Origin of the sequence: Sandaracinobacteroides sayramensis (assembly GCF_022014495.1) — a bacterium.
GTDB classification, from domain to species: Bacteria; Pseudomonadota; Alphaproteobacteria; order Sphingomonadales; family Sphingomonadaceae; genus Sandaracinobacteroides; species Sandaracinobacteroides sayramense.
In genome coordinates, this window is sequence record NZ_JAKLSQ010000001.1 from 313,196 (window position 1) to 339,746 (window position 26,551).

At 67.2% G+C, this 26,551-nt stretch carries 25 protein-coding genes; 14 read left to right on the top strand and 11 right to left on the bottom strand.

Going from position 1 to position 26,551, the window contains the following annotated elements; translation table 11 throughout:
- Positions 1 to 27 precede the first annotated feature (27 nt).
- Complete coding sequence (locus L6Q21_RS01325) at positions 28 to 726, bottom strand: 2'-5' RNA ligase family protein (protein WP_237828636.1); 699 nt, start codon at positions 724 to 726, stop codon at positions 28 to 30.
- 153 nt (positions 727 to 879) lie between these two features.
- On the opposite strand from L6Q21_RS01325, the gene L6Q21_RS01330 reads away from it, so the two are divergent.
- The 7 genes from L6Q21_RS01330 to L6Q21_RS01360 all read left to right on the top strand — a co-directional run bounded on the left by L6Q21_RS01330 (position 880) and on the right by L6Q21_RS01360 (position 6,521).
- Positions 880 to 1,332, top strand: a complete 453-nt coding sequence (locus L6Q21_RS01330) for an RrF2 family transcriptional regulator (RefSeq protein WP_237828637.1) — start codon at positions 880 to 882, stop codon at positions 1,330 to 1,332.
- Positions 1,333 to 1,421: 89 nt separating this feature from the next.
- Positions 1,422 to 2,120 (top strand): RBBP9/YdeN family alpha/beta hydrolase, encoded by a 699-nt coding sequence (locus L6Q21_RS01335; RefSeq protein ID WP_237828638.1) that lies wholly within the window; start codon positions 1,422 to 1,424, stop codon positions 2,118 to 2,120.
- Positions 2,114 to 2,284, top strand: a complete 171-nt coding sequence (locus L6Q21_RS01340) for a YezD family protein (protein ID WP_237828639.1) — start codon at positions 2,114 to 2,116, stop codon at positions 2,282 to 2,284. The genes L6Q21_RS01335 and L6Q21_RS01340 overlap by 7 nt, the downstream gene beginning before the upstream one ends.
- Before the next feature lie 78 nt (positions 2,285 to 2,362).
- Complete coding sequence (locus L6Q21_RS01345; RefSeq protein WP_237828640.1) at positions 2,363 to 4,669, top strand: TonB-dependent receptor; 2,307 nt, start codon at positions 2,363 to 2,365, stop codon at positions 4,667 to 4,669.
- A gap of 289 nt (positions 4,670 to 4,958) precedes the next feature.
- A complete protein-coding gene (locus L6Q21_RS01350; protein ID WP_237828641.1) occupies positions 4,959 to 5,525 on the top strand; it encodes a beta/gamma crystallin-related protein in 567 nt (188 codons plus the stop codon).
- A 5-nt stretch (positions 5,526 to 5,530) separates the two neighbouring features.
- Positions 5,531 to 5,956 (top strand): beta/gamma crystallin-related protein, encoded by a 426-nt coding sequence (locus tag L6Q21_RS01355; RefSeq protein ID WP_237828642.1) that lies wholly within the window; start codon positions 5,531 to 5,533, stop codon positions 5,954 to 5,956.
- Between the two features lie 43 nt (positions 5,957 to 5,999).
- Positions 6,000 to 6,521: an NUDIX hydrolase gene (locus L6Q21_RS01360; RefSeq protein WP_237828643.1), complete on the top strand. Its 522-nt coding sequence runs from the start codon at positions 6,000 to 6,002 to the stop codon at positions 6,519 to 6,521.
- On the opposite strand, the gene L6Q21_RS01365 is transcribed toward L6Q21_RS01360, so the two are convergent.
- From L6Q21_RS01365 to L6Q21_RS01390, 6 genes are all read right to left on the bottom strand, one after another.
- A complete protein-coding gene (locus L6Q21_RS01365; protein WP_237828644.1) occupies positions 6,499 to 6,714 on the bottom strand; it encodes a ribbon-helix-helix domain-containing protein in 216 nt (71 codons plus the stop codon). The genes L6Q21_RS01360 and L6Q21_RS01365 overlap by 23 nt on opposite strands.
- 225 nt (positions 6,715 to 6,939) lie before the next feature.
- Positions 6,940 to 7,662 carry an acetoacetyl-CoA reductase gene (phbB, locus tag L6Q21_RS01370; protein ID WP_237828645.1) on the bottom strand — a complete coding sequence of 241 codons (723 nt, stop codon included), beginning with the start codon at positions 7,660 to 7,662 and terminating at the stop codon, positions 6,940 to 6,942.
- Positions 7,663 to 7,741: 79 nt separating this feature from the next.
- Positions 7,742 to 8,758, bottom strand: a complete 1,017-nt coding sequence (gene hemH / locus L6Q21_RS01375; protein ID WP_418895788.1) for a ferrochelatase — start codon at positions 8,756 to 8,758, stop codon at positions 7,742 to 7,744.
- Entirely contained in the window at positions 8,758 to 10,995 is a 2,238-nt protein-coding gene (locus L6Q21_RS01380; RefSeq protein ID WP_237828647.1) for a xanthine dehydrogenase family protein molybdopterin-binding subunit, read from the bottom strand. Before L6Q21_RS01380 ends, hemH begins: the two co-directional genes overlap by 1 nt.
- Positions 10,996 to 11,006: 11 nt before the next feature.
- Positions 11,007 to 12,215: an LL-diaminopimelate aminotransferase gene (locus L6Q21_RS01385; protein ID WP_237828648.1), complete on the bottom strand. Its 1,209-nt coding sequence runs from the start codon at positions 12,213 to 12,215 to the stop codon at positions 11,007 to 11,009.
- A 163-nt stretch (positions 12,216 to 12,378) separates the two neighbouring features.
- Entirely contained in the window at positions 12,379 to 12,582 is a 204-nt protein-coding gene (locus L6Q21_RS01390) for a hypothetical protein (RefSeq protein ID WP_237828649.1), read from the bottom strand.
- Between the two features lie 242 nt (positions 12,583 to 12,824).
- Between L6Q21_RS01390 and L6Q21_RS01395 the strand changes: the two genes are divergently transcribed.
- Positions 12,825 to 14,633 (top strand): PHA/PHB synthase family protein, encoded by a 1,809-nt coding sequence (locus L6Q21_RS01395; protein WP_336246216.1) that lies wholly within the window; start codon positions 12,825 to 12,827, stop codon positions 14,631 to 14,633.
- 19 nt (positions 14,634 to 14,652) lie between these two features.
- Here the strand turns inward: L6Q21_RS01395 and L6Q21_RS01400 are convergent, their stop codons facing one another.
- Positions 14,653 to 14,982: an SMR family transporter gene (locus L6Q21_RS01400; RefSeq protein WP_237828650.1), complete on the bottom strand. Its 330-nt coding sequence runs from the start codon at positions 14,980 to 14,982 to the stop codon at positions 14,653 to 14,655.
- A 97-nt stretch (positions 14,983 to 15,079) separates the two neighbouring features.
- Here L6Q21_RS01400 and murI point away from each other — a divergent pair, with 97 nt between their 5' ends.
- Genes murI through L6Q21_RS01415 form a run of 3 tightly spaced genes read left to right on the top strand, consistent with a single transcriptional unit; the run spans position 15,080 to position 17,363 of the window.
- Positions 15,080 to 15,874: a glutamate racemase gene (murI, locus tag L6Q21_RS01405; protein ID WP_237828651.1), complete on the top strand. Its 795-nt coding sequence runs from the start codon at positions 15,080 to 15,082 to the stop codon at positions 15,872 to 15,874.
- A complete protein-coding gene (locus tag L6Q21_RS01410) occupies positions 15,874 to 16,341 on the top strand; it encodes a PaaI family thioesterase (RefSeq protein WP_237828652.1) in 468 nt (155 codons plus the stop codon). The genes murI and L6Q21_RS01410 overlap by 1 nt, the downstream gene beginning before the upstream one ends.
- On the top strand, positions 16,338 to 17,363 hold the full coding sequence (locus tag L6Q21_RS01415; RefSeq protein WP_237828653.1) for an enoyl-CoA hydratase/isomerase family protein: 1,026 nt from the start codon (positions 16,338 to 16,340) through the stop codon (positions 17,361 to 17,363). Before L6Q21_RS01410 ends, L6Q21_RS01415 begins: the two co-directional genes overlap by 4 nt.
- 7 nt (positions 17,364 to 17,370) lie before the next feature.
- Here the strand turns inward: L6Q21_RS01415 and L6Q21_RS01420 are convergent, their stop codons facing one another.
- Positions 17,371 to 18,771, bottom strand: coding sequence for a serine hydrolase domain-containing protein (locus tag L6Q21_RS01420; RefSeq protein WP_237828654.1), 1,401 nt, complete (start codon positions 18,769 to 18,771; stop codon positions 17,371 to 17,373).
- 195 nt (positions 18,772 to 18,966) lie between these two features.
- Between L6Q21_RS01420 and L6Q21_RS17920 the strand changes: the two genes are divergently transcribed.
- On the top strand, positions 18,967 to 19,101 hold the full coding sequence (locus tag L6Q21_RS17920) for a hypothetical protein (RefSeq protein WP_255696643.1): 135 nt from the start codon (positions 18,967 to 18,969) through the stop codon (positions 19,099 to 19,101).
- Between the two features lie 125 nt (positions 19,102 to 19,226).
- The gene (gene scpA, locus L6Q21_RS01425; protein ID WP_237828655.1) at positions 19,227 to 21,422 is read left to right on the top strand and encodes a methylmalonyl-CoA mutase; all 2,196 of its coding nucleotides are present in this window, start codon (positions 19,227 to 19,229) and stop codon (positions 21,420 to 21,422) included.
- A 49-nt stretch (positions 21,423 to 21,471) separates the two neighbouring features.
- Here the strand turns inward: scpA and L6Q21_RS01430 are convergent, their stop codons facing one another.
- The gene (locus L6Q21_RS01430) at positions 21,472 to 23,577 is read right to left on the bottom strand and encodes a malate synthase G (protein ID WP_237828656.1); all 2,106 of its coding nucleotides are present in this window, start codon (positions 23,575 to 23,577) and stop codon (positions 21,472 to 21,474) included.
- A 115-nt stretch (positions 23,578 to 23,692) separates the two neighbouring features.
- On the opposite strand from L6Q21_RS01430, the gene L6Q21_RS01435 reads away from it, so the two are divergent.
- The gene (locus L6Q21_RS01435) at positions 23,693 to 24,592 is read left to right on the top strand and encodes a LysR family transcriptional regulator (RefSeq protein WP_237828657.1); all 900 of its coding nucleotides are present in this window, start codon (positions 23,693 to 23,695) and stop codon (positions 24,590 to 24,592) included.
- A gap of 15 nt (positions 24,593 to 24,607) precedes the next feature.
- Here the strand turns inward: L6Q21_RS01435 and L6Q21_RS01440 are convergent, their stop codons facing one another.
- Positions 24,608 to 26,446, bottom strand: coding sequence for an SLC13 family permease (locus L6Q21_RS01440; protein ID WP_237828658.1), 1,839 nt, complete (start codon positions 26,444 to 26,446; stop codon positions 24,608 to 24,610).
- Between the last annotated feature and the right edge of the window lie 105 nt (positions 26,447 to 26,551).

Here is a 26,551-nt window from a genome sequence, read left to right on the forward strand (position 1 = left end):
GCGGCGGCGATGGAAAGCGCAGGCGTTTCATATCCAGCCGTTTCCATCCCAGATGCCGTCCCTGCGATCAATCCGGGGGACGCGGATTTTCGCGCATGGTGGCGGCTTGCGCATCAGGCCGGGAAGCTCCAGTTGCAGGGCGGCCGGTTGTGTTGCCGGTGCGCGCGGCCGCACGGCTCCGGCCCGCAAGGGCCAGCGCGCCAGATGGTCGTAGCGGGGAACGCCTATCCAATTGTCCACCAGCACCAGTTCCGTGACCTGCCAGCAGACCGGCTCGGGAAGCGGACGCTCGCCGGGAAAAGCGGCTCCATAGGAAGCCGTCACATGCGGAACGACCCGACGGCGCCGGCCGATGTCCGGACGGCGTCCGGCGATCGCCTCGTGCAATTGCCCGGCCAGCCGGTCGGGGCGGTCGTTGCGCGTGCCGCCGGCGAAAACCAGCGGTCGCGGATCCGGCCCCCAGCCGAACGGAAGGAAGCGGTCGAACCGCACTTCGAACGGTCGCAGATGCAGGCCCCCCACGGTTTCCTTCACCTCGGCCACCAGCCGCGCATCCACATGCCGCGCGCAGGCGAGGCCCAATATGGAAAGGTGCAGCTTCTGCCAGCGGAACCGGCCGTCCCCGCCCAGCGCCAGCCAGGCGGTGAAAAGCCGCTTCGCCACCTCCGGCGGCGGGATGGCGGCAAGATAGAGATTATGCCCGCTCCAGCGCGATTCGACCTGCATTCGGGCATCTCTAGACGAATTGGAACAAATAAAGAACATGTCTCCGGGAAAAGCCTGTGTGGCATTCCGGCACGTGCAAGATGGCCACAGTCGCGCCAAAAGTCTGCCGGACGGGTTGAAAAGCGCGCGGCGGAGGCTCATGGGCGATCGACCATGCTGAACATGAAAACGCGCTACGCGATGCGCGCCCTTGGCTATCTGGCCAGCCGCTACGGCGACGGCCCGATCCAGATCGGCGAGATCGCGGACGCGCAACGGATACCGCGCAAATTCCTGACGGTCATCCTCTCCGAGCTTTCGCGCGAGGGGCTGGTCGGCACGAAGCGCGGCCGCGCCGGCGGCTATTGGCTGGAACGGCCGCCAGCCAAGATCAGCTATGGCGACATCGTCCGCATCACCCGCGGTTCGCTGGCGCTGGTGCCCTGCGCCGCCCGCCTCGCCTACGAGCCCTGCGAGAATTGCGTGCCCGAAAGCGAATGCCGGCTGCGGCTGGTGATGCTGGCCGTCCGGGACGCGACCGCCGATGTGCTCGACGGGCTGACGCTCGCCGATCCGCCTCCGGCCGAGGTGCGCCTGGCCCGGCCTGTCACACAAGCTTCGCTTTAGACGGGGAAAGCCCCCCTTGGCTGGAAAGCCGGTTGTCTATCGACAAGGTTGAGTTATCCTCACCCTCCATTCAGGAAAGGGAGAGGACGATGCCAGACCAGCGTCAATTCACCACCTCGTCATCCGGTTCGGGGCCGCCCGGCACGGGGGCGACACAGGTTCTGAACGTTCCGGGCCTTGGAAACAGCGGCGCGCTGCATTGGCAGAGCCGCTGGGAACAGCGTTACCCCTGGTTCGAGCGGGTGGAACTGGGCCTCTGGCACAGCCCCGACCGCAACATCTGGGTGGAGCGGCTGGACCGGGCGATCCGCGCCGCCGGACGGCCGGTCATTCTTGTCGCCCACAGCCTGGGCTGCCTTTCGGTGGCCTGGTGGGCGGCCATTTCGGGGCAGGGCTATCGCGACCCCGTCGCCGGCGCGCTGCTGGTGGCCCCCGCCGATCCGGAGCGGCCGGGGGCCAGCGATTGCATCGCCCGCTTCGGCCCGGCGCCGCGCACACCGCTCCCCTTTCCGTCGATACTGGTGGCCAGCCGCAACGACCCGCACGCGGATTTCGCCCGATCGCAGCAGTTCGCCCGCCAATGGGGCAGCCATCTGGTGGACGCCGGCGACGCCGGGCATCTGAACGCCGACAGCGGGCTGGGCGACTGGCCGCTCGGCATTTCCCTCGTCGACCGTCTGGTGGAAGCCGCCAGCCTGCGCGCCGACGCCGACCGCAATCTGGCGGAGGCGGCGCGTTTCCTGTCGATCGCCCCGGACGCCGCCCCGGCAGGAGCCTTTCCATGGTAAACCCCGCACCCAAGCCCGTTCCGGGCAAGCCGATCGACCACGCCCTGCAACTGATCGCCGAAACGCTGGAGCGGCTGCGCTTCGGCGAGCTCCGGCTGACCGTGCATGAGGGCCGCCTCGTGCAGATCGACGTGACCGAGCGAACCCGTCTGACGGGCAACTGATCCATTCATCACCCTGCACTCATGGCGACCGGACGACCGGAGCTATGCCTCTTTCCAGCCAACTGATGGAGGAAGCCCATGCTCTCCGGCCTTATCCTTGCAACCGCCGCCGCGGCCGCCACCCCCGGCCAATATGCCGAAGCCGCCACAGCCGACGGCGAGATCATCGTCACCGCCCGCCGGCGCGCGGAGAGCCTTCAGGACGTGCCGATCGCGGTATCGGTGGTTTCGGGAAGCACGCTCGAAAGCCAGGGCGCCTTCAATGTGGCGCGGCTGACGCAGATCCAGCCCTCCGTGCAGTTCATCACCTCCAACCCGCGCAACTCCGCCATCAACATCCGCGGCATCGGCGCGCCCTTCGGGCTGACCAACGACGGCATCGAGCAGGGCGTCGGCCTCTACATCGACCAAGTCTATTACGCCCGCATCGCCGCCTCCACGCTGGATTTCGTGGACGTCGAGCGGGTGGAAGTGCTGCGCGGGCCGCAGGGCACGCTCTATGGCAAGAACACCACGGCCGGCGCCGTGGTCATCACCACGCGCAAGCCCAGCTACGACTTCGAGGGCCGCGCCGAACTGAGCGCCGGGAACCACAATTTCTGGCAGGCGAAGGCGAGCGTCTCCGGCCCGCTGGTGGCGGACAAGCTCGCCGCCCGCGTCAGCGGCTCGTTCACGCGGCGCGATGGCACGCTCTACAACACCATAACCGGCCGCGACGTGAACGAACTCGACAATCTGGGCCTGCGCGCCCAGCTTCTGTGGGAGCCGACGGACAGCGTCGAACTGCTGCTCTCCGGCGACTACAACCGGCAGGATCCCGAAGGGTTCGCGCAGACCTATGTGAAGGTGGTGCCGACCCAGCGTTCGGCCACCCGCCAGTTCGCCCATCTGGCCGCGCTTTCCAACTACAAGCCGGCCAGCACCAACCCCTTCGACCGCCTGGTGGACAATGACAGCGCGCTGGACGCCAAGCAGACGATCGCCGGCGTTTCGCTGACCGCGAACTGGGATGTGGGGCCGGCCACCCTCACCTCCATCAGCGCCTGGCGCATGTGGGACTGGCTGCCCTCCAACGACCGCGACTTCACCGGCCTGCCCATCACCACCATTTCCGCCAACCCCTCGCAGCAGCGGCAGTGGAGCCAGGAGCTCCGCGTAACTTCCAACGGCGAGAACCGCTTCGATTATGTGGCGGGGCTGTTCTGGTTCCACCAGACGATCAACACGCAAGGGGTGCAGGAACAGGGGCCTTATGCCTCGCTGTGGCTGCTGGGGCCGACCAACGGCGCCGACCCGGCGCTGCTGAACGGGCTGCGCTCCGACAACGACATCCGCTACAAGAACGACAGCGCCGCGCTCTACGCCAAGGTGACCTGGAACATCTCCGACAAGCTGAGCCTCGCGCCCGGCCTGCGCCTCAATTACGACTGGAAGAAAGGCAGCTACGACGCCCGCGTCTCGGGCGGGCTCGCCAACCCCACACCGGCGCAGCAACGGCTGAAGGACGGCGTGCTGCAGAACCAGAATTACGGAGCGAAATTCTCGGACTGGAACCTGTCCGGCGACGTGACTTTGAGCTGGAAGCCGGCGAACGACCTGCTGCTTTACGGCACCTACGCCCGTTCCTTCCGCTCGGGCGGAATCAACCTCTCCGGGCTGCCGACACTGGCGGACGGCGTGACGCCCGCCACCGAACTGGCGACGGTGAAGCCGGAATCCGTCGACCATTTCGAGCTGGGGCTGAAATCGAAGCTGATCGACGGCACCGCCACCTTCAACCTGGCGCTCTACCGCACGGAAATCCGCGACTTCCAGACGACAGTGGTTTCGGGCGCGGTGGGGGTGATCCGCGGCTATCTCGCCAATGTGCCCAAGGTGCGGTCGCAAGGGGTGGAAGCGGAATTCTCGGTGCGGCCGGTCCGCCACCTCAACGCCTATCTGAACATCGCCTACACCGACGCCGAATATGTGGATTTCCCCTCCGCCCCGCCGCCCATCGAGCTTTCCGGCGGCAGCATCCAGTCCGTGGACGCGTCGGGCGGGCGGCTGCCAGGCGTTTCCGAATGGGCGCTGAGCTACGGCATTCAATATGACATCCCGCTGGCGAACGGCGCCGACCTGTATCTGGGGGTGGACGGCAGCCTCAGGTCGGACTTCTCTTCCAGCCCGACTCCCTCCAGCGTGCAGAATGTGGCGGGCTACGCCCTCACCAACTTCCGCGCCGGCTATCGCCACAGCCGCTACGAGCTGTTCGGCTGGGTGCGGAACGCCTTCGACACCGAATATTTCGACTTCCTGACGGCGGCGCCCGGATCCACTGGCCTGATCGTCGGCCAATTGGGCGACCCGCGCACCTATGGGGTAACGGCGAAGCTGAACTTCTAGGCCAAGCGCTCGATGAGAGGGGGCCCTGCCCCCTCTCCCCAGGTTCGCGACAATCAGCGCCCTCAAGCGCCGCAGGCAGTCTCCCCCCTTTCGCGCGCTAAGCCGGAATTGATCCGCCAACCTAAACATAAGAGGGTGCAGGGAAATCATTTCCCTGCCCGCCGGAGGCAAAAAACTCCAGCAGGCCGCAGCTCGCCCCAAGGGTGCGACGTGTCGCCTCACAATTCGGCCTTTCAACCCGAAACGGGCCGGTCTAGCATCCGGGCGGCATCTATCGGGAGAATCTGCAATGGCAAGGCTTCTGGCATTGGGGGTTGCTCTGCTTTCAGCGTTGCCAGCCTCTGCCCAGAGCGCCAGTGCGACCATCTATCGGGACAGCGGGTTTCGCGGCCCTGCCGTCGCCATCGACCGGGCCAATCCCAATCTGCGGCTGAACTTCCAGGTGCAGTCTATCCGCATCGCGCGCGGCAATTGGGAGCTTTGCCCGGAACCGAATTTCCGTGGGCGCTGCCTGATCCTGGGCGAATCCACCCCGGACCTTCGCCGCACCTACAACTGGCCCGGGCCACTGCAATCGATCCGCCCGGTCAACGGCGGCGGAGGCGGGGGCGGAGGCGGGGGAAGCCCCAAGCCGACACTGCGCGGCATGGCGTCCGAATTCTTCCCCGCGCCAACGCAGGGCAATGGCCGGGTTCTGGCTTGCCCCAATGGCAACGCCACCTCCAACTGTGCCGCCGCCACGGCGGACCGCTTCTGCCAGCAACGTGGCTGGCGCGCTTCGGCGCATGAACTGCTCGAAACCGTGAATCGCCGTGTTTATCTTGCGGATGTGCTGTGCGTCCGCTCCGGAGGCTGATCCTTATGCGCTTGTTACTGGCTACCCTGATTCTGGCCGTCGCCCCCGCGCCTGCCGCCGCCGAGATGGTGATGTTCAGCCAGCGCAATTTTCAGGGCGCCAGCTACGCCCTGACGAACGACAGTTCGAACGTGAATTTCTCGCCGCGCTCCGTGCGCCTGCTGGACACCCCTTGGGAGCTTTGCCCGCGCCCCTTCTTCGGCGGCAACTGCATCCGTGTGGAAACGAGCGACCCGAAATTGAACCTGCCCCGGGCCTTCTCCGGGCAGGTGCGCTCGGCGCGCAAACTGGCCGCTGGCGCAGCCGAGGCGGAGAAGCCGGCGGAGGTTCCGAAGCCGGTGGAAGCCGAAAAGCCGTCGCCGCCCGAAAAGCCCGAGAAAGCGGTGGACGAAAGCGCCGCGAAGAAGGACAAGCCCGCCGATCCCAAATGAGTGCGGCGCCCGCGCCGCCCGAATACAGGCGAGGGCTTGCCGAATGAGCGTGGACGAAACCGTCTGGAAGGGCCGTTTCCTGGAAATGCATGTCGCCCCCTGGGGGGATGGCGGGCAATGGGAATATGTGAAGCGTACGCGCAATATCGGCGCCTGCGTGATCCTGGCGCTGACGGACGCCGGCGAGGTGGCGCTGGTGGAACAGTATCGGCCGGCGCTAGGGCGCCCGGCCATCGAGTTGCCGGCCGGGCTGGTGGGGGACGAAACCGAGGGCGAGGACGCTTTCACCTCCGCGCGGCGCGAACTGTTCGAGGAAACCGGCTTCGAGGCCAAGCATTGGGAGGCGTTCGGCGAATTCGCCTCCTCGCCTGGAATGGTGGGCGAAATCTTCCACTTCTACCGCGCGACGGGGTTGAGCCGGGTGGGGCCGGGCGGCGGCGTCGATGGCGAAGGCATCCGCGTGCATGTCGTGCCGCTGGCCGACATCGCGGCTTTCCTTCAGTCGGCGCGGGGGCGGGACTGCGCCATCGACACGCGGCTGCTCATGCTGCTTTCGCTCGTCTGAGTAGTTCCACGCGGATGGCGCTGGCAAGCGGCGTCGTCCTGGCTTCGTCCAGTTGCGTCACCCAGGCGGTCGGAGTCAGCCCGTCGTGCCGCACGGCTTCGTCGAACGCGATCCAGAATTCCGGCTCCAGCGCGACCGAGGTGCGATGGCCCTGGATGGTGAAGGAGCGTTTGGCGAGCATCGCCTGGCACATAGCAGGGCCCTCCCCTTCAGGGGAGGGGTTGGGGCGTGCCATCGGCGGCGGCGTTGGCGTGGGTAGGGCCGGCCGGCGGCGAAAACAGGAAGAAAGAAAGAAAGAAAGAAACGCGGCAAAGCCGCGTGCCGTCGGACTGGTCGGCGATAGAGATCGCCGACTCAGCCGGCCGTGACTTCGGCGAGTCCGCGAGTTTCGGCTGCGCCGAAATCGCGGCCGCCTTCGTCAGTACATATGCTGCCCGCCATTCACACTCATCGTGCTCCCAGTCACGAAACCCGCATCCTCACCCGCCAGAAACACCACGGCGCGGGCGATTTCCTCCGCCTTGCCCAGCCGACCCACAGGGATCTTCGCCACGATCTTTTCCAGCACGTCCGCCGGAACCGCCGCCACCATGTCGGTGTCGATATAGCCCGGCGCGATGGCGTTCACCGTCACCCCGAACTTCGCGCCTTCCTGCGCCAGCGCCTTGGTGAAGCCATGGATGCCGCTTTTCGCCGCCGCATAGTTCACCTGCCCATATTGCCCCGCCTGGCCGTTGATGGAGCCGATATTGACGATCCGCCCCCAGCCGCGCTGGCGCATGCCCGGGAACACCGCCTTGGCGATGTTGAAGCAGCCGCCCAGATTGACGTCGATCACTTCCTTCCAGGCGTCGTAGCTCATCTTCAGGATGGTGCCGTCGCGGGTGATGCCGGCGTTGTTCACCGCCACGTCCACCGGGCCGAGTTCCGCCTCGATCGCCGCAACGGCGTCCAGCGTCGCCTGATGGTCGGCCACATTCCACTTCCAGGCCTTGATTCCGGTGCGGTCGGTAAAGGCCTTGGCCCTGTCGTCCGAACCGACATAATTCGCCGCGACCAGAAAACCGGCTGCCTGCAACCCTTGGCAGACAGCCTCGCCGATACCCCTCGTGCCACCGGTGACCAATGCTACGCGCGCCATGGCAATCTCTCCCCTCTCGTTCCGGACTCGAAGCTAGCCGGGCGCCATGTCGCGCACAAGTTGCAGCCGCAAGACAATCTCACGCAATCCAGCCGGAAAGCGCCTCTCCCAATATGTTGCGCAGCATTTCCATGCCCGGCTGCGACAAATTGAGGCAGGGCAAAGCCGCGAAATGGTTGCCGCCGGCGGTCAGGAAGGCGTCGCGCACCTCCATCGCGATTTCCTCCAGCGTCTCGATGCAGTCGGCGGAAAAGCCGGGCGTCAGCACCGCCAGCCGCTTCACCCCCTGCCGCGCCATCTCCTCCGCCATCGGCTGGGTGTAGGGCTGCAGCCATTCCGCCTTGCCGAAGCGCGACTGAAAGGCGATCGGCATCTCCGCCTCGCTCCGCCCCATCGCCTCGCGCAGCAGGCGGGCGGTTTTCCGGCACTGGCAATGATAGGGGTCGCCCAGATCGAGCGTCCGGCGCGGCATGCCGTGGAAGCTCAGCAATATCCGCTCCGGCTCGAAATCGAGTGCGGACAGGCTTTGTTCGAGCGAAGCCTTCAGCGCCGCGATATGCGCCGGATGGTCATGATAGGGCGGCAAGGTGCGGATGGCCGGCTGCCAGCGCTGCCCTTTCAGGATGCGGAACAGTTCGTCCAGTGCGCTGCCCGTCGTGGCGCCCGAATACTGCGGGTAAAGCGGCGCGACACAGATGCGGTCGCAACCCGCCGCGCGCAGCGCCTCCACGGCGGACTGCATCGACGGATTGCCGTAGCGCATGGCGTGGCGGACGATCACTTGCCGCCCGAAGGCGCCTTGCAGCAATTCCGCCTGCTCGCGGGTGATGCGGCGAAGCGGGCTTTCGTTCGTCTCCCGGTCCCAGATGAGGGCGTATTTCGCCGCCGATTTCGCCGGCCGCACGTTCAGCACCACCCCCTTCAGGATCGGCTGCCAGAGAAGCGGCGGGATCTCGACCACCCTAGGATCGGAGAGGAATTGGTCGAGATAGCGCCGGACGGCGCGCGGCTCCGGCGCATCCGGCGAGCCGAGGTTGACGAGCAGCAGCCCCACATTCCCCGTATGCACCGGAGGATGTCCGACCGGGAGTGCCACTAGCCGGCGTAAGCCGCGGCCAGAGGCAGGGTTCTGGCACGCTTTCCAGTGGCCCGCGCCAGCGCGTTCGCCAACGCCGGCGCCGCCGGCGGCAGGCCGGGCTCGCCGGCGCCGCCCAGCGCTTCGCCGCCGTCGATGAGGAGCGTGACGAAACGCGACGGCAGATCGGCCATGCGCGCCAGCCTGTAGCGCTGGAAATCGCGCTCCACCGCCTCGCCTTCCCGGAAGCTGATGGCTTCCCCCAGCGCCGCCGAGAGACCCATCGCCGCCGCGCCCTGCAATTGCGCGCGCACGCTGTCCGGCGCGATGGCGCGGCCGCAGTCGATGGCGCTCACCACTTCCAATATCCGCACCCGGCCTTGCTGCACGCCGGCCGTCACCACCATGGCGGCAATGGAGCCGGCGCTTTCGTGCAGCGCCAGCCCGCGCGCGAAACCCTTCGGGGCGGGCTCGGCCCAATCGCCGGCTTCGGCGGCGGCGTTCAACACTTTCCGATGGCGCGGCTTGTCCGCCAGCAGCTTCAGCCGGAAGGCGAGCGGGTCGGCATTCGCCGCCTCCGCCAGTTCGTCGAGGAAGCTTTCCACCACGAAGCCAGAGAAGCTGTTGGCGGCGCCCCGCCAATAGCCGAGCGGCACCGGCTGCTCCACCGGCACATGCACGGCGCGGAAGGCGTCCGTCGCATAGGGGATGCGGTTCAGGCCTTCTATGTCCCGCGCGTTCGGGGAGTCTGCATCCGGCGCCAGGCGCGGCGCGTTGCGGCGGAGGAAGTTGCCGCCGAAGGCCGGTGTCGCCACCCGCCCGTCCCAGGCGGCAAGCGCCGCACCCGTGCCGGGAAGCCCGCGCATCCGCGCCACGACGGGCGGGCGGAACGGGCCGGAAGCGAGGTCTTCGGCGCGGCTCCAGGTCAGTTGCACCGGCTTGCCGATCGCCTTTGCGATGAGGGCGGCCTCCACTATGGCGTCCGATTCCAGCCGGCGGCCGAAGCCGCCGCCCAGCAGGGTCGGGTAGACGGTGACCTGCTCCGCCTCCAGCCCCAGCGCCGCCGCCACATTCCAATGGGCAAGGGTCAGCGATTCCGTCGGCCCCCAAAGCTCGGCCCGCCCGCCGACGAGGCGCGCCGTCGCGGTCATCGGCTCGGTGCAGGCATGCGCCAGGAAGGGCAGGCTGTATTCCGCCGTCACCACGCCCGTGCCGGCGGCGAGCGGGGCCTCCACATCGCCATGTCCGGCAACTTTTTCGCCGTCGCTTCCGCGCACCGCGGCCTGCAAGGCTTCGCCGATCCATGGGCCGGCCTTGCGGCCTTCCACCGCGAAACTGGCCTTCACCTGCTTCAGCGCCCGCCGGGCCTCCCAGTTGGTGGGGCCGATCGTGGCCACCCAGTTCGGCCCCTTCACCAGCGTCACGCCTTCGGGCGCGGAAGCGCTGGCGAGCTTGCCGGCAACGGGGCCGTGGCGGATCGCGGCATAGACCATTCCCGGCAGGCGCACGTCCGCGCCGAAACGGGCGCTGCCGTCCACCTTGGGTGGCAGGTCCAGGCGGGGCAGCGCCTTCCCCGCCAGAGGCCGGGCCTTTTCCGCCCGCAGGGCGACCGACGACGGCTGCACTTCAGGGTCGACCAGCTTCACCGCCTCTGCGAAGGCCATGCGGTTCGCCTTGTAGACGATCTGGCCGTTCCGCGTGTCCAGCTCGCCGGCCGCCACGCCCCACGCCTTCGCCGCCGCCATCACCAGCCGCTGCCGGGCTTCGGCGGCGGCGCGGCGGAGCGCGTCATGGTAGCTGCTGATGGAGGTGCTGCCGGCGGTGACATGCAGGTTCAGCCGCTGGATCGCTTCCTCGCCGGTGCGGGCGGCAAGGCCCCGGACGAGGCCCGGAAGCCCGGCGGCTTCCGTGCGGGCCAGCCCGATATTGGCATAGGCCGGATGCCAGGGCGCGGATTCCACCGCCATCATCCGCCAGTCGGCGCCAAGCTCGTCGGCCACGATCTGCGCAAAACCGGACATCACACCCTGCCCCGCTTCCGCCTGCGGCACCGGCACCGTCACCCGCCCGTCCGGGCCGATCTTCACCCATGGCCCCAGCAGAAGTTCGCCCTCCCCCGCCGTCCAGGCGTTGGGGTAGCTGCGCGGCCACAAGGCGTAGCCCACCACCAGCCCCAGCGCCGCCCCGGTTCCGATCAGGAAACCGCGGCGCGACGGCAGGAAGCGGGCCTTGCCCTTGGCTTTCCGGTCGGCAGGCATGCGGGCGGCGGTCAGGCGCTGGCCCGGCCCGGCGTGTTCACGCCCATGGACTGGAGATATTTGCGCACGTTGCGCGCCGCCTGCCGCAGGCGCTGCTCATTTTCCACCATGGCGATGCGCACGAAACCCTCGCCTTCCTCGCCATAGCCGACGCCCGGCGCCACCGCGACCCCGGCATGGGTGAGGAGCTGCTTGGAAAACTCCAGGCTGCCCAGATGCGCCACCGCCGGCGGCAGCGGCGCCCAGGCGAACATCGAAGCGCGGGGGCTGGGAATCTCCCAGCCGGCGCGGCCGAAGCTTTCCACCAGCACGTCGCGGCGCTTGTGGTAAAGTTGGCGGTTCTGCTCGACGATGTCCTGCGGGCCGTTGAGCGCCGCGCAGGCCGCCGCCTGGATCGGGGTGAAGGCGCCATAATCCAGATAGCTTTTCACCCGGGTCATCGCCGCGATCAGCTTCTTGTTGCCGACCGCGAAGCCGATGCGCCAGCCGGCCATGGAATAGGTCTTGGAAAGTGAGGTGAATTCCACCGCCACATCCTTCGCCCCCTTCACCTGCAGGATCGAAGGCGTGGGCTTGCCGTCGAAATAGAGCTCGGAATAGGCGAGGTCGGAGAGGATCCAGACATTGTTCGCGCGGGCCCATTCCACCAGTCGCTCGTAGAAGGGCAGCTCCACCGTCTCCGCCGTCGGGTTGGAGGGGTAGTTGACCACCAGCACCGAAGGCCGGGGCACGGTGAACTTCATCGCCCGTTCCAGGCTGGCGAAATAGGCCTCGTCGGGAGTCGTCGGAACGGCGCGGATGGTGGCGCCGGCGATGATGAAGCCGAAGGTGTGGATGGGATAGCTGGGGTTGGGCGCCAGGATCACGTCGCCCGGTGCGGTGATGGCGGTGGCGAGGCTCGCCAGCCCTTCCTTCGAGCCCATGGTGACCACGACTTCCGTTTCCGGGTCGACCTCCACCCCGAAGCGGCGGGCATAATAATTGGCCTGCGCCCGGCGCAGGCCGGGAATGCCCCTGGAGGCGGAGTAGCCGTGCGCGTCCGGCTTCATCGCCACTTCGCAGAGCTTCTCGATCACATGCGGCGGCGGCGGAAGATCGGGATTGCCCATGCCGAGGTCGATGATGTCCTCCCCGCCGCCCCGGGCTGCCGCGCGCATCGCGTTCACTTCGGCGATCACATAGGGCGGCAGGCGGCGGATGCGGTAGAATTCCTCGGTCATTCGAACAGTCCATTCTGGATCGGGCGCGGATCGCCCCGGAGAGTCTCCGAAGGCCAGCCATGGCCCACCAAGACGAAAAAGGCGAGCCGGTTTCCCCGGCCCGCCTGTTTCGTTCCTCCAGGAGGATGCGGCGACCCGGGGCATCCGGCCCCGGAGCCGGATGTCAGTTGGCTGCCTTGGTGGCGGCCGACTTGCCTTCGCGCTTCAGGTCGACCCTCTGCACGCAGCGGTCCTTCACCTTGGCCGAGCAGAAGGGCAGGCCCGAATCGGCATGAACCGGAGCAGCGGGCGCAGACGTTTGCGCACTGGCCGAAACCGCGAAAGCCAGACCGAAGCTGGCCACAACCCCCATTGCAAACTTGCTCATCAACTTGCTCCCGTTATGCGGAGACGATGCCGCTTTCCCGCGCCACCGGCCAGCGCCGACTCTGGTCGGGCCGACATGGCATAGTAGCACAGGCAACGGATTCGCCAAGACACCCTTATTGAAGGGAAATCGCCGGCGTGGGCGCGGTCCGGCGGCTTTTGCGACCGGGCTGCCGCGCCCGTCAGTTTCCGCTTGAACCGGGCGGCGGCGGCGGCCAAACCTTGAACCCTGGTAGGGAGAGCATGATGGGCAATTCCAAGGCGGAGGGCGACGCCACCCCCGACGCCGTCGAGGCGTTCGAGCGCCTGACGGAGGTTTCCGGGCGCGCGCAGCAGATGATGATGGAGTTCTGGACGGGCGAGGGGATGAAGACCGGCGCCCGCACCGGCGAGGCGCTGACGCAGATGGAGCAGTTCACCAGCCTCTGGGCGGACTGGAGCCGCGCCTGGGCCACCGCCGACACGGAAAAGCTCCTGAAGCTGACGGGCGACTACTGGGCGGATTCCATGCTGCTCTGGGCCGGCATGCTGACCGGGCGGCCCGACGCCATCCCCGATACCGCCACCGGCAAGGACAGACGCTTCGCCGGCGAGGCATGGGAAGCCGCCCCGATCTTCGACCTCGTGCGGCGCAGCTATCTTCTGGCCAGCCACTATGTCTCGGAAGGGCTTGGCGTCTTCGAAGGCCTGCCCGAGGAGGAGCGCCGCAAGCTCTCCTTCCAGGCGAAGCAGTTCGTGGACGCGATGAGCCCGGCCAATTTCGCCGCGCTGAACCCGGAAGTGCTGGCGGAAGCGCAGGCGAGCAACGGCGAGAGCCTGCTCTCCGGCCTGTCGCACATGCTGGAGGATCTGAAGCGCGGCAAGCTGACGATGACGGACGAAAGCGCCTTCGAAGTCGGGCGCAATGTGGCGGCGAGCGAAGGCAAGGTCGTCTATGAAGGGCCGCTGTTCCAGCTCATCCAATATGCGCCGGCTACGAAGCAGGTGCATGAGATCCCGCTGCTGATCTTCCCGCCCTGGATCAACAAATTCTACATCCTCGATCTCACCCCGGAGAAGAGCTTCATCCGCTGGGCGGTGGAGCAGGGGCTGACGGTGTTCGTGATTTCCTGGGCGCAGGGGTCGGAAGCGCTGAAGGACCATGGTCTAGAGGATTATGTGCTCGAAGGCGAGCTGAAGGCGATCGACCTGGTGCTGGAGGCGACCGGGGCGCCGGCGACGCACGCGATCGGCTATTGCGTCGCCGGCACGGTGCTGGCGGCGACGCTCGCCTATATGGCGGCGACCGGGCAGGCGGAGAAGGTGCGCAGCGCCACCTTCTTCACCGCGCAGGTGGATTTCACCGAGGCGGGGGACCTTTTGAACTTCGTGACGCCCGCCATGCTGGAGACGGTGAACGAACTGGCGAAGGACAAGGGCTATCTGGACGGGCGCTGGCTTTCCACCACCTTCAACATGCTGCGGCCGACCGACCTGCTGTGGGGCTATGTCGTCAACAACTATCTGAAGGGAAAGGAATATACCCCCTTCGACCTGCTCTACTGGAACAGCGACCCGACGAATGTGCCCGGCCGCTTCATGAAGGAATATCTGGGCGGGCTCTACCGCGACAATCTGCTGGCCCGGCCGGGCGGGATTTCCGTGCAGGGCGTGCCGATCGACCTGAAGCAGGTGGCGACGCCGGCCTATGTCCAGGCCGGGAAAGACGATCATATCGCGCCGCTCACAAGCTGCTTCAAGCTGACAAAGGCCTTTTCCGGCGAGCTTCGTTTCGCGCTGGCCGGCTCCGGCCATATCGCAGGCGTGGTGAACCCGCCCGCTTCCGGGAAATATCAGCACTGGGTGCTGCCGGCCGGCACCCACACTCCGCCGACACTGGAAGAGTTCATCTCGCAGGCCACCGAGGTGAAGGGAAGCTGGTGGCCCGACTGGATCGACTGGATCGCGCCGCGCTCCGGCCCGAAGGTGAAGGCGCGGGTGCCGGGGAAGGCCAAGGGCTTCCCGGCGATCGAGGATGCGCCGGGCCGCTATGTGAAGCAGCGCATCGTCTGACGCAGGAACCGCCGGGCGATCAGTGCCCGGTGGTTCTGGAAAAAAGGTTCATGACGAGGACGCCCGCCACGATCAGCGCCATGCCGAGCATGGCGGGCAAGTCCAGCTTCTGGCCCTGCAGCGCCCAGGCGATGGTGGCGATCAGCACGATGCCGACACCCGACCAGATGGCGTAGGCGATTCCCGTGGGGATTTCGCGCAGCGAGAGCGACAGGAAATAGAAGGCGACCCCATAGCCGACGGCGGTCACCACCGTCGGCAGCGGCCTCGTGAAACCGTCCGACTGCTTCAGGAACGAAGTGGCGATCACTTCGGCCAGAATGGCGATGCCGAGATAGACGTAGCTCATGCAAAGCTTGCTAGCGGCTGGCGGTCCGGCTCGCAACGCGCCGACCCCGGCCGCAAAAAACTTGCCTCCTTCGCCCGGCGCGTTATCGCATGCCGGTATGCAGCCCGGCCCGATCCTGTTCCTAGATTCCGGTGTGGGCGGGCTTTCGATCCTGTCCGCCGTGGCGACGCGGTTGCCGGATGCGCCGCTCGTCTATTGCGCCGACTCCGCCGGTTTTCCCTATGGCATCAAGGGGGAGGCAGAGGTCTCTGCCCGGGTGGCGGGGCTTTTGGGGCGGCTGGCAGAGCGCATCCGCCCCTCCCTCGTCGTCATCGCCTGCAACACCGCCTCCACCATCGCGCTCGGTTATGTGCGCCCGGTGCTGGACGTGCCGGTGGTGGGCACTGTGCCGGCGATCAAGCCCGCCGCCGAGCAGAGCGAAACCCATGTGATCGGCGTGCTGGGAACGGAAGCGACCGTGCGTCAGCCTTATGTGGCGGATCTCTCGTCGCGCTTCGCCAGCGGCTGTCGGGTGTTGAAACATGGGGCACCATCGCTGGTACAAGCGGCCGAGGCGAAGCTGAGGGGCGAAGCGGTCGATCCAGCCGTCTATTCGCAAGCGCTGGACGGGTTGCTGGCACAAGCCGGCGGCGACCGTCTGGACATGGTGGTGCTGGCCTGCACGCATTTTCCGTTGGTGGAAGACGAACTCCGCCGCGCCGCGCCCCGCCCTTTGCGTTTCATCCACGGCGCCGATGGCATCGCCCGGCGCGCGGCGCATTTGCTGCAAGGCGTGCGCTGGGATAGCCCCAAGCCCGAGGGTCGCGCGATCTTCACGGGCGGCGTGCAAGGGCTGGACGCGCTGCGCCCCGCGCTCCAGGGCTTCGGCCTGACAAGGCTGGAGGGGCTTTGATGGCGTTGACCGACGCGGAATTGCTGGAACGGATGCGCGGGCGAAAGGCCCCGACTACAGCGCTTCTGGGGCTGGAACTCGAAGCGGTCAGCCAGTCGGCCGGCACCACCCGCTACCGGATGCTGGCGAAGCCCGAATTCTGCAACCCGATGGGCAATCTGCAGGGCGGGATCATCACCACCGCGCTCGACGACGCGGCGGCGACGGCGGTGATCGCGAAAGCGGGGCGCCGGGTGGGCGTGCCCACCATCGAGTTCAAGGTGAGCTTCTTCGCGCCCGCTCGGCTGGGCGGCAGCTATGTCTTCGAAGGCCGGGTGCTGAAGATGGGCCGCAGCATCAGCTTCGCCGAGGCCGACATGCTGGACGAGACGGGCAAGCTGCTGGCGCGGTTGACGACCAGTTGCGTTTTGGTGGAGGTGGAAGGCCCCGGCCTGTTCGCCGGAAATGGAGCGGAGACCGAGGCATGAGCGACGAAATCCTGTTTTCCCGCGAGGGCCGGATCGGCCTGGTGACGCTCAACCGGCCGCAGGCGCTGAACGCCCTCAACCGCTCCATGTGCGTGTCGCTGCACCGCCAGCTGATGGACTGGATTCTGGACGACGAAGTGCAGGCCGTGGTGGTGGAAGGCGCCGGCGGCCGTGCCTTCTGCGCCGGCGGCGATGTCGTCGGCCTGCACACCGCGGGCCGCATGGGCAGCGACGAATGGCAGGGCTTCTTCCACGACGAATACCGCATGAACCAGGCGATCGCCCATTATCCCAAGCCCTATGTGGCGCTGGTGGACGGGATCAGCATGGGCGGCGGCGTGGGCATTTCCGTGCACGCGCCCTTCCGCGTGGCAACCGAAAAGACGCTGTTCGCCATGCCGGAAACCGGCATCGGCCTGATCCCCGACGTCGGCGGCACCCATGCCCTTGCGCGCTTCCCCGGAGAGTTCGGCACCTGGGCCGGGCTTACGGGCGCGCGGGTGAAGGGCGGCGACTGCGTGGCGATCGGCTATTGCACCCATTACACGCCCTCGGCCGAGATCCCGACGCTGAAGGAACGGCTGGCGCACAGCCATGAATCGGTCGCCGAAGTGCTGGCGACCTTCGACACCGATCCCGGCGAACTGACGCTTCCTGCCTTGCGCGACGGCATCGACTATCTCTTCGCGCAGGATCAGGTGGAGGACATCCTCTCGCTGCTGGACGATGGCGACGACTGGGCGCAGGAGCAGGCGCGGATCATCCGCACCCTGTCGCCCACCTCGCTGAAGCTCACCCTGCACGGCCTGCGCGAAGCCGAGGGCGCCACCATCGAGCAGGCGCTGAAACTGGAATATCGCATGGTCTCCGCCATTCGCGGCGGCCATGACTTCTATGAAGGCGTGCGCGCGCAACTGATCGACAAGGACCGCTCCCCCAGATGGTCCCCCGCGTCGCTCGACCAGGTGGACATCTCGGGCTATCTTCTGGAACCGGAGTGGGGCGACCTGACCTTCGATTGAGCGCCGGTCAGTCGGCGCGGTTTTCCGCCGGCGCCTCGACATGCAGCGCTTCGAACACCCGCTTTAGGAAACGCTGCTGATCCCAGGCGGAACGGTCGGGTTGGAAGCCGAGGCGGACGATGACCGTGCGGGTTTCCGGCACGATGGTCACATATTGGCCGCCGAAACCGGCCAGTTCCAGAGTCTTCCCCTTCTGCCCCGGAACACCGCCCCGGAACCATGTCTGGGTGCTGTAACGGCCTCCGGAAAGCGCGGTCGGGGTGGACATGCGCTCCACCCATTCGGCCGGCAGGATCTGCCGATCGTGGAACTGCCCGCCGTCCGCCAGCATCAGCCCGAAACGCGCCCAGTCATGGGCGCCCATGAAGAGGAAGGTGGAGCCGATGAAATCCCCTTCCGCATCCTGCTCGAACACGGCGGTGCGCAGGCCCATCGGCTGGAACAGCGCGGCGCGGGGGAACTGGTTCCAAGCCTGCTCGGAAAGACCGGACTTCAGCCGCGCCACCCGCATCAGGATGTTGGTGTCGCCGCTGGAATAATAGAAGCGGCTGCCGGGCGCCTCGCGGCGCGGCTTGCCGGCTGCGAACAGCGCCGCCGAATTCTCGGCATAGAGCATCCGCGCCGGGTCGCCGCCGGCGCCATAATCCTCGTTGAAGTCGAGGCCGGATTCCATGTTCAGCAGATTGTCGACGCTGATCCCGGCGCGCGGGTCGCCGGCGTTCGCCGTCCATTCCGGCAGCAGCCCCTTGTCGCCCGGCGAAATCTTGCCTTCGGCCGCCAATATCCCGACCAGCGCCGCCGAGACCGTCTTCGCCATCGAGGCGGAATATTGCGGCGTCATCGCGTGGAAACCGCGCGCATGCACCGAGCGGATCAGCCGCCCCTCATGCACGATGACGATGGATCGGGTGACGGGATCCACCTCCGGATTGCCATAGGCGCCCTGCTTGAAGGCGTCGGCGATCGCCAGATCCAGCCCCTTGGCGTCGATGGCTTTGCCTGGGACAGCCTTGGCGGGAGGCGGCGAAAGCGAATCCCCCTGCGGCCAGGGGCGCGGGTCGGGCGTCAGCGTCAACGGCCGCCCGGCGCCGTCGCCGGGGCGGCCGACGGCACAGCCCAGCCCCGGCTTGTGCCCCGCCGTCATGAAGGCCAGCCCCAGCGGGCCGGCCGAGACTTCGCCTTTCTGCCGGTCGATGTCGGCCTTGAAGTCGCCCAGCCGCTTGTCCAGCTTCGGCCCCAGTTCATAGAGGCGGACATCCTCCTCCGTCCGCCCTTGCAGGAACACCGCCGTGCAGAGCGTGCGGGCAACCAGACCGGCGGCGACCGGGGCGGCATCGACCGTCTCCTGCACCTGGCCGCAGGCCGCGAGCGAAAGCAGGAGGGCGGCGAGAAAAGGCTGGGGACGCATGCGGCGAAACTAGCGGCGCAAGCCGGGCAAGGCCAGCACCCCTTGTCTCATGGCAGACCAACACCCATATGCATGGGAACCGCTGAATCGCATTCCGGTGATTCTGGCGGATCGAGCGCCCGGGCAATTCTGCCCTCAGGGCGATTTTTCACAAACAAGGAAAAGGCGCCGCGAAGCGCCTCTAATGGATATTTCATGTCTTTCGAAACAAGCCGCCCGGCCACTGCCGGACAACGGCGCAACACCCTTATCAATCTGACCCGCAAGGCGAATCCGCCGCTTCTGAGCCGCATCGAACTCCGCCGGCTGGTCGCCGAGATGGTGGACTGACGCCGGCCGGCCGGGACGCCGCGCCCGGCCATCCACCCCGCCATGTCGCATCCTGCGCCCAAAGCCTGATTGACATGCCCGCGCGCGAAGGGTCATTCCCGCTCGCGACTGGAGGTTCAGCAACCATGGCGGACAAACCCGAATTGCAGAATGGGCCCGAATTGCAGAATGGGCCCGAATTGCAGGATTGGCAAAAGCTGGCGGCGAAAGAGGTGAAGGGCAAGGACCTCATCTGGCAGACGCCCGAAGGCATCGCGGTGAAGCCGCTCTACACGCCCGAGGATGTCACGACCGATCCCGGCCTGCCCGGCTTCGCCCCGTTCACCCGCGGCGTGCGCGCCAGCATGTATGCCGGCCGCCCCTGGACCATCCGCCAATATGCCGGCTTCTCCACCGCCGAGGAGTCGAACGCCTTCTACCGCCGCAACCTCGCGGCCGGGCAGAAGGGGCTTTCCGTCGCCTTCGACCTCGCCACCCATCGCGGCTACGATTCCGATCACCCGCGCGTGGTGGGCGATGTCGGCAAGGCCGGCGTCGCTATCGACAGCGTCGAGGATATGAAGATCCTGTTCGACGGCATCCCGCTCGACCAGATGTCGGTTTCCATGACGATGAACGGCGCCGTCATCCCCATCCTCGCCTTCTTCATCGTCGCCGGCGAGGAGCAGGGCGTCGACAGGAAGCTGCTGGACGGCACCATCCAGAACGACATCCTGAAAGAGTTCATGGTTCGGAACACCTATATCTACCCGCCCGAACCTTCGATGCGCATCATCTCCGACATCTTCGGCTACACCAGCCGGGAGATGCCGAAGTTCAACTCCATCTCCATATCCGGCTACCATATGCAGGAAGCCGGGGCGACGCAGGTGCAGGAACTGGCCTTCACCATCGCCGACGGCGCCGAATATGTGCGCTACGGCGTCGCTTCCGGCCTCGACATCGACAAGTTCGCCGGCCGCCTGTCGTTCTTCTTCGCCATCGGCATGAACTTCTTCATGGAAGTGGCGAAGCTGCGGGCCGCCCGCGTGCTGTGGCACCGGGTGATGACGCGGCTCGGCGCGCAGGACGAGCGCTCGAAAATGCTGCGCACGCACTGCCAGACCTCGGGCGTGTCGCTGACCGAGCAGGACCCCTACAACAACGTCATCCGCACCACGATCGAGGCGATGGCGGCGATGCTGGGCGGCACCCAGTCGCTGCACACCAACGCGCTCGACGAGGCCATCGCCCTGCCGACCGACTTCTCCGCCCGCATCGCCCGCAACACGCAGATCGTCATCCAGGAGGAAACCGGGATGACGAAGGTCGTCGACCCGCTGGGCGGCTCCTATTATGTGGAGGCGCTGACGCAGGAACTGGTCGACAAGGCGTGGGAGATCATCGAGCGGGTCGAGGCCGAAGGCGGCATGGCGAAGGCCGTGGCGGCCGGCTGGCCCAAGGCGATGATCGAGGAAGCCGCCGCCGCGCGGCAGGCGCGCGTCGACCGGGGCGACGATGTGATCGTCGGCGTCAACAAATACCGGCTGGCGAACGAAGATCTGCTGGAAACGCTGGAAGTGGACAACACGAAGGTCCGCGAAGCGCAGATCGCCCGAATCAACCAGGTGAAGGCCAGCCGCGACGAAGCCGCCTGCCAGGCCGCGCTCGAGGCGCTGCGCAAGGGCGCGGCGGCCCCCGCCACGCTGGAGAACAATCTGCTGGCGCTGGCGGTGGAGGCCGCGCGCGCCCGCGCCACGCTCGGCGAAATCTCGTCGGCCATGGAAGAAAGCTTCGACCGCTACGGCACCGTCCCTACCCCGGTGAAGGGCGTCTATGCTGCGCCCTACAAGGACGACAGCCGCTGGCATCAGGTGCTGGACGGCGTGAAGGCCGTGGAGCGCCGCCTTGGCCGCAAGCCGAAGCTGCTGGTGGCGAAGATGGGGCAGGACGGGCACGACCGCGGCGCCAACATCATCGCCTCGGCCTTTGGCGACATGGGCTTCGACGTCGTCTCCGGCCCACTGTTCCAGACGCCGGAGGAAACCATCGTGCTGGCGCTGGAAAGCGGAGTCGACGTCGTCGGCGCCTCCTCGCTGGCGGCCGGTCACAAGACGCTGATCCCCGAGCTGATCCGAGGCCTGAAGGCTGCCGGCCGCAACGACATCAAGGTGATCGCCGGCGGAGTCATCCCGCCGCAGGATTACGACTATCTGCGCGAAGCCGGCGTGCAGGGCATCTATGGCCCGGGATCGAATGTGGTGGAATGCGCCGCCGACGTGCTGCGCCTGCTGGGCCACAACATGCCGCCCGCCGGCGTGGACGCTGAAGCGGCGGAGTGAAGGCCGTCGGCCCTCCGCCTTCGGGAGGAGGGCCTATCCAGCCGAAACCTCAGCCCCGCTGCTTCGCTTCCGCGCGGAATTTGTGCAGCAAGGGCTCGGTGTAGCCATTGGGCTGCCGCACCCCTTCCAGCACCAGCGCCCGCGCCGCCTGGAAGGCCAGGCTGCCCTGCGGATCGCCGGCCATCGGGCGATAGAGCGAGTCGCCGGCGTTTTGCGCGTCGACCTTCGCCGCCATCTTCGCCAGCGCCGCTTCCACCTCGGCCTCGGTCACTACGCCGTGCAGCAGCCAGTTCGCCATATGCTGCGAGGAAATGCGCAGCGTGGCGCGGTCCTCCATCAGGCCGATGTCATGGATGTCCGGCACCTTCGAGCAGCCAACGCCCTGGTCCACCCAGCGCACCACATAGCCGAGGATGCCCTGCGCGTTATTCTCCAGCTCCTCGCGGATTTCGTCGGGAGACCAGTTGCGGCCTTCGGCCAGCGGGATGCTCAGCAGCTTTTCCAGCGGCGCCACCGGCTCGGCGGCGCGCTCGGCCTGCCGCGCGAAGACGTCGATGGCGTGATAATGGGTGGCGTGCAGCGTCGCCGCCGTCGGGCTCGGCACCCAGGCGGTGTTGGCGCCGCTTTTCGGATGGCCCTGCTTCTGCGCCAGCATGTCCGCCATCTTGTCGGGCGCAGCCCACATGCCCTTGCCGATCTGCGCCTTGCCGGAAAGCCCGCAGGCAAGCCCGATCTGCACGTTGCGATCCTCATAGGCGGCGATCCAGTCGCTCGCCTTCATGTCGCCCTTGCGCAGCATGGCGCCGGCCCGCATCGAGGTGTGCATCTCGTCCCCGGTGCGGTCCAGGAAGCCGGTGTTGATGAAGACGATACGACCCTTCACCGCCTCTATGCAGGCGGCGAGGTTCGCGGAGGTGCGCCGCTCCTCGTCCATCACGCCCACCTTGATCGTGTGTCGCTCCAGCCCCAGCAGATCCTCGATGGCGTCGAACAGGCGGTTGGTGAAGGCGGCTTCGGCCGGCCCGTGCATCTTCGGCTTGACGATGTAGACGGAGCCGGCGCGGCTGTTGCGGAACCGGCCCCGGCCTTGCAGATCGTGCAGCGCGATCAGGCTGGTGACGATCCCGTCCAATATCCCCTCGGGCGCCTGCGAGCCGTCCGCCAGCCGCACGGCGGATGTCGTCATCAGATGCCCGACGTTGCGCACGAACAGCAGGCTGCGGCCGGGCAGGACCAGTTCCGTGCCATCAAGCGCGGTGTAGCGCCGGTCGGCCTCCAGCGCACGGGTGACGATGCGCCCGCCCTTATCGAAGCTTTCCTGCAAGTCGCCCTGCATCAGGCCCAGCCAGTTGGAATAGGCCAGCACCTTGTCCTCGGCGTCCACTGCAGCCACCGAATCCTCCAGGTCGGCGATCGTGGTCAGCGCCGATTCCAGCACCACGTCCGCCAGCCCCGCCGGGTCGTCCTTGCCGATCGGGTGCGCGCGGTCGATCACCAGTTCGATGTGCAGGCCGTTGTGGCGCAGCAGCAGATTGTCGCCGGACCGCGCCACCAGTTGCGAAGGCTCGGCCAGCACCGGCTCTCCGCCGGCCCAGTCCGCCCATTTGCCGCTGGCCAGCGGCACCGCCCGGTCGAGAAAATCTTTGGCCCAGCCAATCACCTGTTCGCCGCGAACCGGATCATAGCCCTTGCCCGCCGCTTCGCCGGGAATGGCGTCAGTGCCGTAAAGCGCATCGTAGAGGCTGCCCCAGCGGGCGTTCGCCGCGTTCAGCAGGAAGCGGGCGTTCAGGATCGGCACCACCAGTTGCGGTCCCGCCAGAGTCGCCACTTCCGCGTCCACATTGCGCGGGGCGACTTCGAACGGCGCGGGTTCCGGCACCAGATAGCCGATTTCGCGAAGGAAGGCCTGATACTCGGCCTGATCGACCGGCTGCCCGGCCCGCGCCTGGTGCCAGGCGTCGATCTTTGCCTGGATTGAATCGCGCTCCGCCAGCAGCGCGGCATTTTCCGGCGCGAAGCGGGCGTAGATGTCGGCAACGCCCTCCCAGAAGCGCTCTACCGCGATCCCCGTTCCGGGAAGCGCCCGCTGCTCGAGGAAATCGGCCAGCGCCGCCGCCACCTTCAGCCCGCTGCGATCCGCGAAAGTCCCGGCCATGCCCATCATCCTTTCAAACCGGCGCCGCCGGCAATTCCATGCGGCTTCGATAGACCGCCGGCAGTCGTTGCGGTAGGCGCATAAAATTCGAAACAGCTTTTCTTATCAGGAAAAGATGATGGACCCGGATTATGAACTGCTGGCGGCGGTCGTGGCGGCCGGAAGCCTCTCCGCCGCTGGCCGAGCGCTGCGCATTTCCCCCGCCATGGTTTCCAAGCGGATCGCCCGGCTGGAGGCGCGCCTCGGCGTCCGCCTGATCCACCGCACTACGCGCAAGCTGGCGCTGACCACCGCCGGAGAGCGGTTTCACGCCGATCTCCTCACCATCCTCCAGTCCATCCGCGAAGCGGAAAGCCGGCTGACCGGAATCCGCGACACCCCGCGCGGGCCTCTGCGCGTGTCCGCACCGACCTCGTTCGGGCGGCTGCATGTCGCGCCGCATCTGCACCGCTTCCTCAGCGCCTGCCCGGATGTGGAACTCAGGCTGGACCTGTCGGACCTCAACGTCGACCTCATCGCCGACCGGGTCGACCTCGCCATTCGAATCACCGCCGATCCGCCCGCCGGGCTGGAAGCGCATCGGCTGGGCGGCAACCGCCGGATCCTCTGCGCCAGCCCCACCTATCTGAAGCGGCACGGCGCACCCGGGAACCTGGGCGAATTGGCGCAGCATCGCCTGCTGGCGGCGGACGGCCAGTTGCCCTGGCGCTTGGTGAACGGCCGCCAGCAGCGGCTGGTGGACGGGCGCAGCCATGTGCAGACCAACTCCAGCGAAATGGTGCGCGAGCTGGCGATCACCGGGGCGGGAATCGCCCTTCGCTCCATCTGGGACGTGGGCGATCAGCTCGCGGCCGGGGAACTGCTGCCCGTCCTCCCGGGCTGGGAGGGGCCGGGCGATCTCGGCATCTTCGCGCTGCATCCGAAAGCCGCCAGCGTGCCGCCGGCGGTTTGCGCCTTCATCGACTTCCTGAAGCATAGCATCGACCCCGCGCGATGGGGGCCGGCCGGGCCGTGAAGCTTCGGCTTGGCCTCAGAAAGGCCAGACCACCGGCACCCAGAAGACGCTGACGAGGAAGAACAGGATCATCATCAGCCCGCCCAGCTTCCAGTAATCGGTGAACTTGTAGCCGCCCGGCCCCATCACCATCAGGTTCACCGGGGTGGCGATCGGCGTCAGGAAGGCCGCCGCGCAGGCGACGTTCACGCTCATCAGCACCGGGGTGACGTTCACGTCCAGCCCCCTGGCCGCCAGCACGGCGATGGGGATGACGATGAGCGCGGTCGCGGTGTTGGAAATCACCTGCCCGAGCACCGCGGAAATCAGGAACAGGCCGGCGAGCAGCGCCGTCGGCCCGGCGTCGCCCAGCACCAGCACCAGATTGTCGGCCAGCATCTGCGCCGCGCCCGTCTGGAACATGGCGGTGGACAGCGGCATCATCGCCCCCACCAGGATGATCGTCGTCCAGTTGATGGCGCGATAGGATTCCTCCACCTTCAAGAGCCCGGTGAGGATCACCGCCGTCGCGGCGATCAGGCCGGCGATCGCCGGCTGCACCAGATCGAAGGCCAGCATCGCCACCATCGCCAGCAGGATGATGATCGCCGCCTTGGCGCCAAGGCCGAAGGGCACCGCCTGCTTGCGCACCACCTCGGGCGAATCCACCACCAGCACCGCCGGGTCGGCCAGATGCCGGTCGAGCGCCGCCCAGCTTCCCTGCACCAGAATCGTGTCGCCCGCCGCCAGCTTCTGCGCGCCGGGCGGCAGCGCCTCGCCGCCGCGATGGATGGCCAGCACCACCAGTTCCCCGTCGCCCGCCGTCATGCCGGGGAAAGCCATCTCCCCTACCAGCCGGGAGCGCGGCGGCACCACCACCTCGGCGAGGCCGGAGGCGCGGTTGAAGAAGGCTTCCTCGATCCCCGGCTTGTCGTCGATCTCCACATCCTCGCTGGCGCCGGCACCGATGAAGGCGAGACCCTTGGCGCCCGCCAGCGCCGCGACCGTTTCCGCCGGACCGGAAAGGATGATGGACTGGCCCGGCAGCAGCGGCGCTTCCGCCGCCATGGGCGCGCCTTCGGCGTCCTTCAGCCGCACCACCTTCAGGCCCGGAAAGCCGGCGAGGTCGAGGTTGCGGGCGGCCGTGCCGACGAGCGGCGATTCCTCGCGCAGCTTCAGCCGGAAGAACTGCCCCTCCAGCCGATATTGTTCGGAGAGCGTGCTGGCGTGGCGCGAGAAGTCGGCGGGAAGCGACGGCCCCTGGGTTTCCGGCAGCAGCTTCTTGCCGAACAGCAGCATGATGAGAATGCCGCCGATCACCAGCGGGATGCCCACCCAGGCGAATTCGAAGAAGGCGAAACTCTCCCCCGTCGCGTCCATCAGCGCATCGTTGGTGATGACGGAGATCGGCGTGCCGGACATGGCCAGCATCGAGCCGCAATGCGCCCCGAAGGCCAGCGGCATCAGCAGTTGCGAGGTCTTGGTGCCGGTGCGGATCGCCATCACCACCACCACCGGCAGCAGCGCCGCCACCGCGCCGTTCACGCTGATCATCGCCGTCAGCACCGCGACGATGAGGATGGTGAAGACCAGCAGCCGGGAGCGGCTTTCCGTCCCGGCCCATTTGATCAGCTTCTGCCCCACCCAGGCGGTGACACCGGCCGCCTCCAGCCCGGCCGACACCACGAACAGCGTGGCGATGAAGATGATCGTCGGATCGCCGAAGCCCGAGAAGACCTCCTGAAGGCTCAGCACCCCCGTCATGTAGAGGGCGAAGGGCACCGCCAGCGCCACGATCACCACGGGCAGCTTGTTCTGTATGAACAATATCACCGCGCCGATGATGATCAGAAAGACAATGGTGATGTCGCTCAAAACGCCTCTCCCCCGGTCGCGCGCACGCTGGGGCAAGTCCCTTCGCAAATCAACCGCTTCCTGCGCTTGACAGGCGGTGGAAGAAAGCGCCTTTTGCCGCCGGAT

What these genes read in the sequence shown, in the direction of transcription:
- murI (WP_237828651.1), top strand. Translation starts at nt 15,080, where the DNA reads ATGCAGCCCGGCCCGATCCTGTTCCTAGATTCCGGTGTGGGCGGGCTT.
- L6Q21_RS01395 (WP_336246216.1), top strand. Translation starts at nt 12,825, where the DNA reads ATGATGGGCAATTCCAAGGCGGAGGGCGACGCCACCCCCGACGCCGTC.
- L6Q21_RS01345 (WP_237828640.1), top strand. Translation starts at nt 2,363, where the DNA reads ATGCTCTCCGGCCTTATCCTTGCAACCGCCGCCGCGGCCGCCACCCCC.
- L6Q21_RS01390 (WP_237828649.1), bottom strand. Translation starts at nt 12,582, where the DNA reads ATGAGCAAGTTTGCAATGGGGGTTGTGGCCAGCTTCGGTCTGGCTTTC.
- L6Q21_RS17920 (WP_255696643.1), top strand. Translation starts at nt 18,967, where the DNA reads ATGTCTTTCGAAACAAGCCGCCCGGCCACTGCCGGACAACGGCGCAAC.
- scpA (WP_237828655.1), top strand. Translation starts at nt 19,227, where the DNA reads ATGGCGGACAAACCCGAATTGCAGAATGGGCCCGAATTGCAGAATGGG.
- L6Q21_RS01385 (WP_237828648.1), bottom strand. Translation starts at nt 12,215, where the DNA reads ATGACCGAGGAATTCTACCGCATCCGCCGCCTGCCGCCCTATGTGATC.
- L6Q21_RS01350 (WP_237828641.1), top strand. Translation starts at nt 4,959, where the DNA reads ATGGCAAGGCTTCTGGCATTGGGGGTTGCTCTGCTTTCAGCGTTGCCA.
- phbB (WP_237828645.1), bottom strand. Translation starts at nt 7,662, where the DNA reads ATGGCGCGCGTAGCATTGGTCACCGGTGGCACGAGGGGTATCGGCGAG.
- L6Q21_RS01325 (WP_237828636.1), bottom strand. Translation starts at nt 726, where the DNA reads ATGCAGGTCGAATCGCGCTGGAGCGGGCATAATCTCTATCTTGCCGCC.
- L6Q21_RS01415 (WP_237828653.1), top strand. Translation starts at nt 16,338, where the DNA reads ATGAGCGACGAAATCCTGTTTTCCCGCGAGGGCCGGATCGGCCTGGTG.
- L6Q21_RS01330 (WP_237828637.1), top strand. Translation starts at nt 880, where the DNA reads ATGCTGAACATGAAAACGCGCTACGCGATGCGCGCCCTTGGCTATCTG.
- L6Q21_RS01420 (WP_237828654.1), bottom strand. Translation starts at nt 18,771, where the DNA reads ATGCGTCCCCAGCCTTTTCTCGCCGCCCTCCTGCTTTCGCTCGCGGCC.
- L6Q21_RS01335 (WP_237828638.1), top strand. Translation starts at nt 1,422, where the DNA reads ATGCCAGACCAGCGTCAATTCACCACCTCGTCATCCGGTTCGGGGCCG.
- L6Q21_RS01435 (WP_237828657.1), top strand. Translation starts at nt 23,693, where the DNA reads ATGATGGACCCGGATTATGAACTGCTGGCGGCGGTCGTGGCGGCCGGA.
- L6Q21_RS01380 (WP_237828647.1), bottom strand. Translation starts at nt 10,995, where the DNA reads ATGCCTGCCGACCGGAAAGCCAAGGGCAAGGCCCGCTTCCTGCCGTCG.
- L6Q21_RS01430 (WP_237828656.1), bottom strand. Translation starts at nt 23,577, where the DNA reads ATGGCCGGGACTTTCGCGGATCGCAGCGGGCTGAAGGTGGCGGCGGCG.
- L6Q21_RS01355 (WP_237828642.1), top strand. Translation starts at nt 5,531, where the DNA reads ATGCGCTTGTTACTGGCTACCCTGATTCTGGCCGTCGCCCCCGCGCCT.
- L6Q21_RS01340 (WP_237828639.1), top strand. Translation starts at nt 2,114, where the DNA reads ATGGTAAACCCCGCACCCAAGCCCGTTCCGGGCAAGCCGATCGACCAC.
- L6Q21_RS01360 (WP_237828643.1), top strand. Translation starts at nt 6,000, where the DNA reads ATGAGCGTGGACGAAACCGTCTGGAAGGGCCGTTTCCTGGAAATGCAT.
- L6Q21_RS01365 (WP_237828644.1), bottom strand. Translation starts at nt 6,714, where the DNA reads ATGTGCCAGGCGATGCTCGCCAAACGCTCCTTCACCATCCAGGGCCAT.
- L6Q21_RS01410 (WP_237828652.1), top strand. Translation starts at nt 15,874, where the DNA reads ATGGCGTTGACCGACGCGGAATTGCTGGAACGGATGCGCGGGCGAAAG.
- L6Q21_RS01400 (WP_237828650.1), bottom strand. Translation starts at nt 14,982, where the DNA reads ATGAGCTACGTCTATCTCGGCATCGCCATTCTGGCCGAAGTGATCGCC.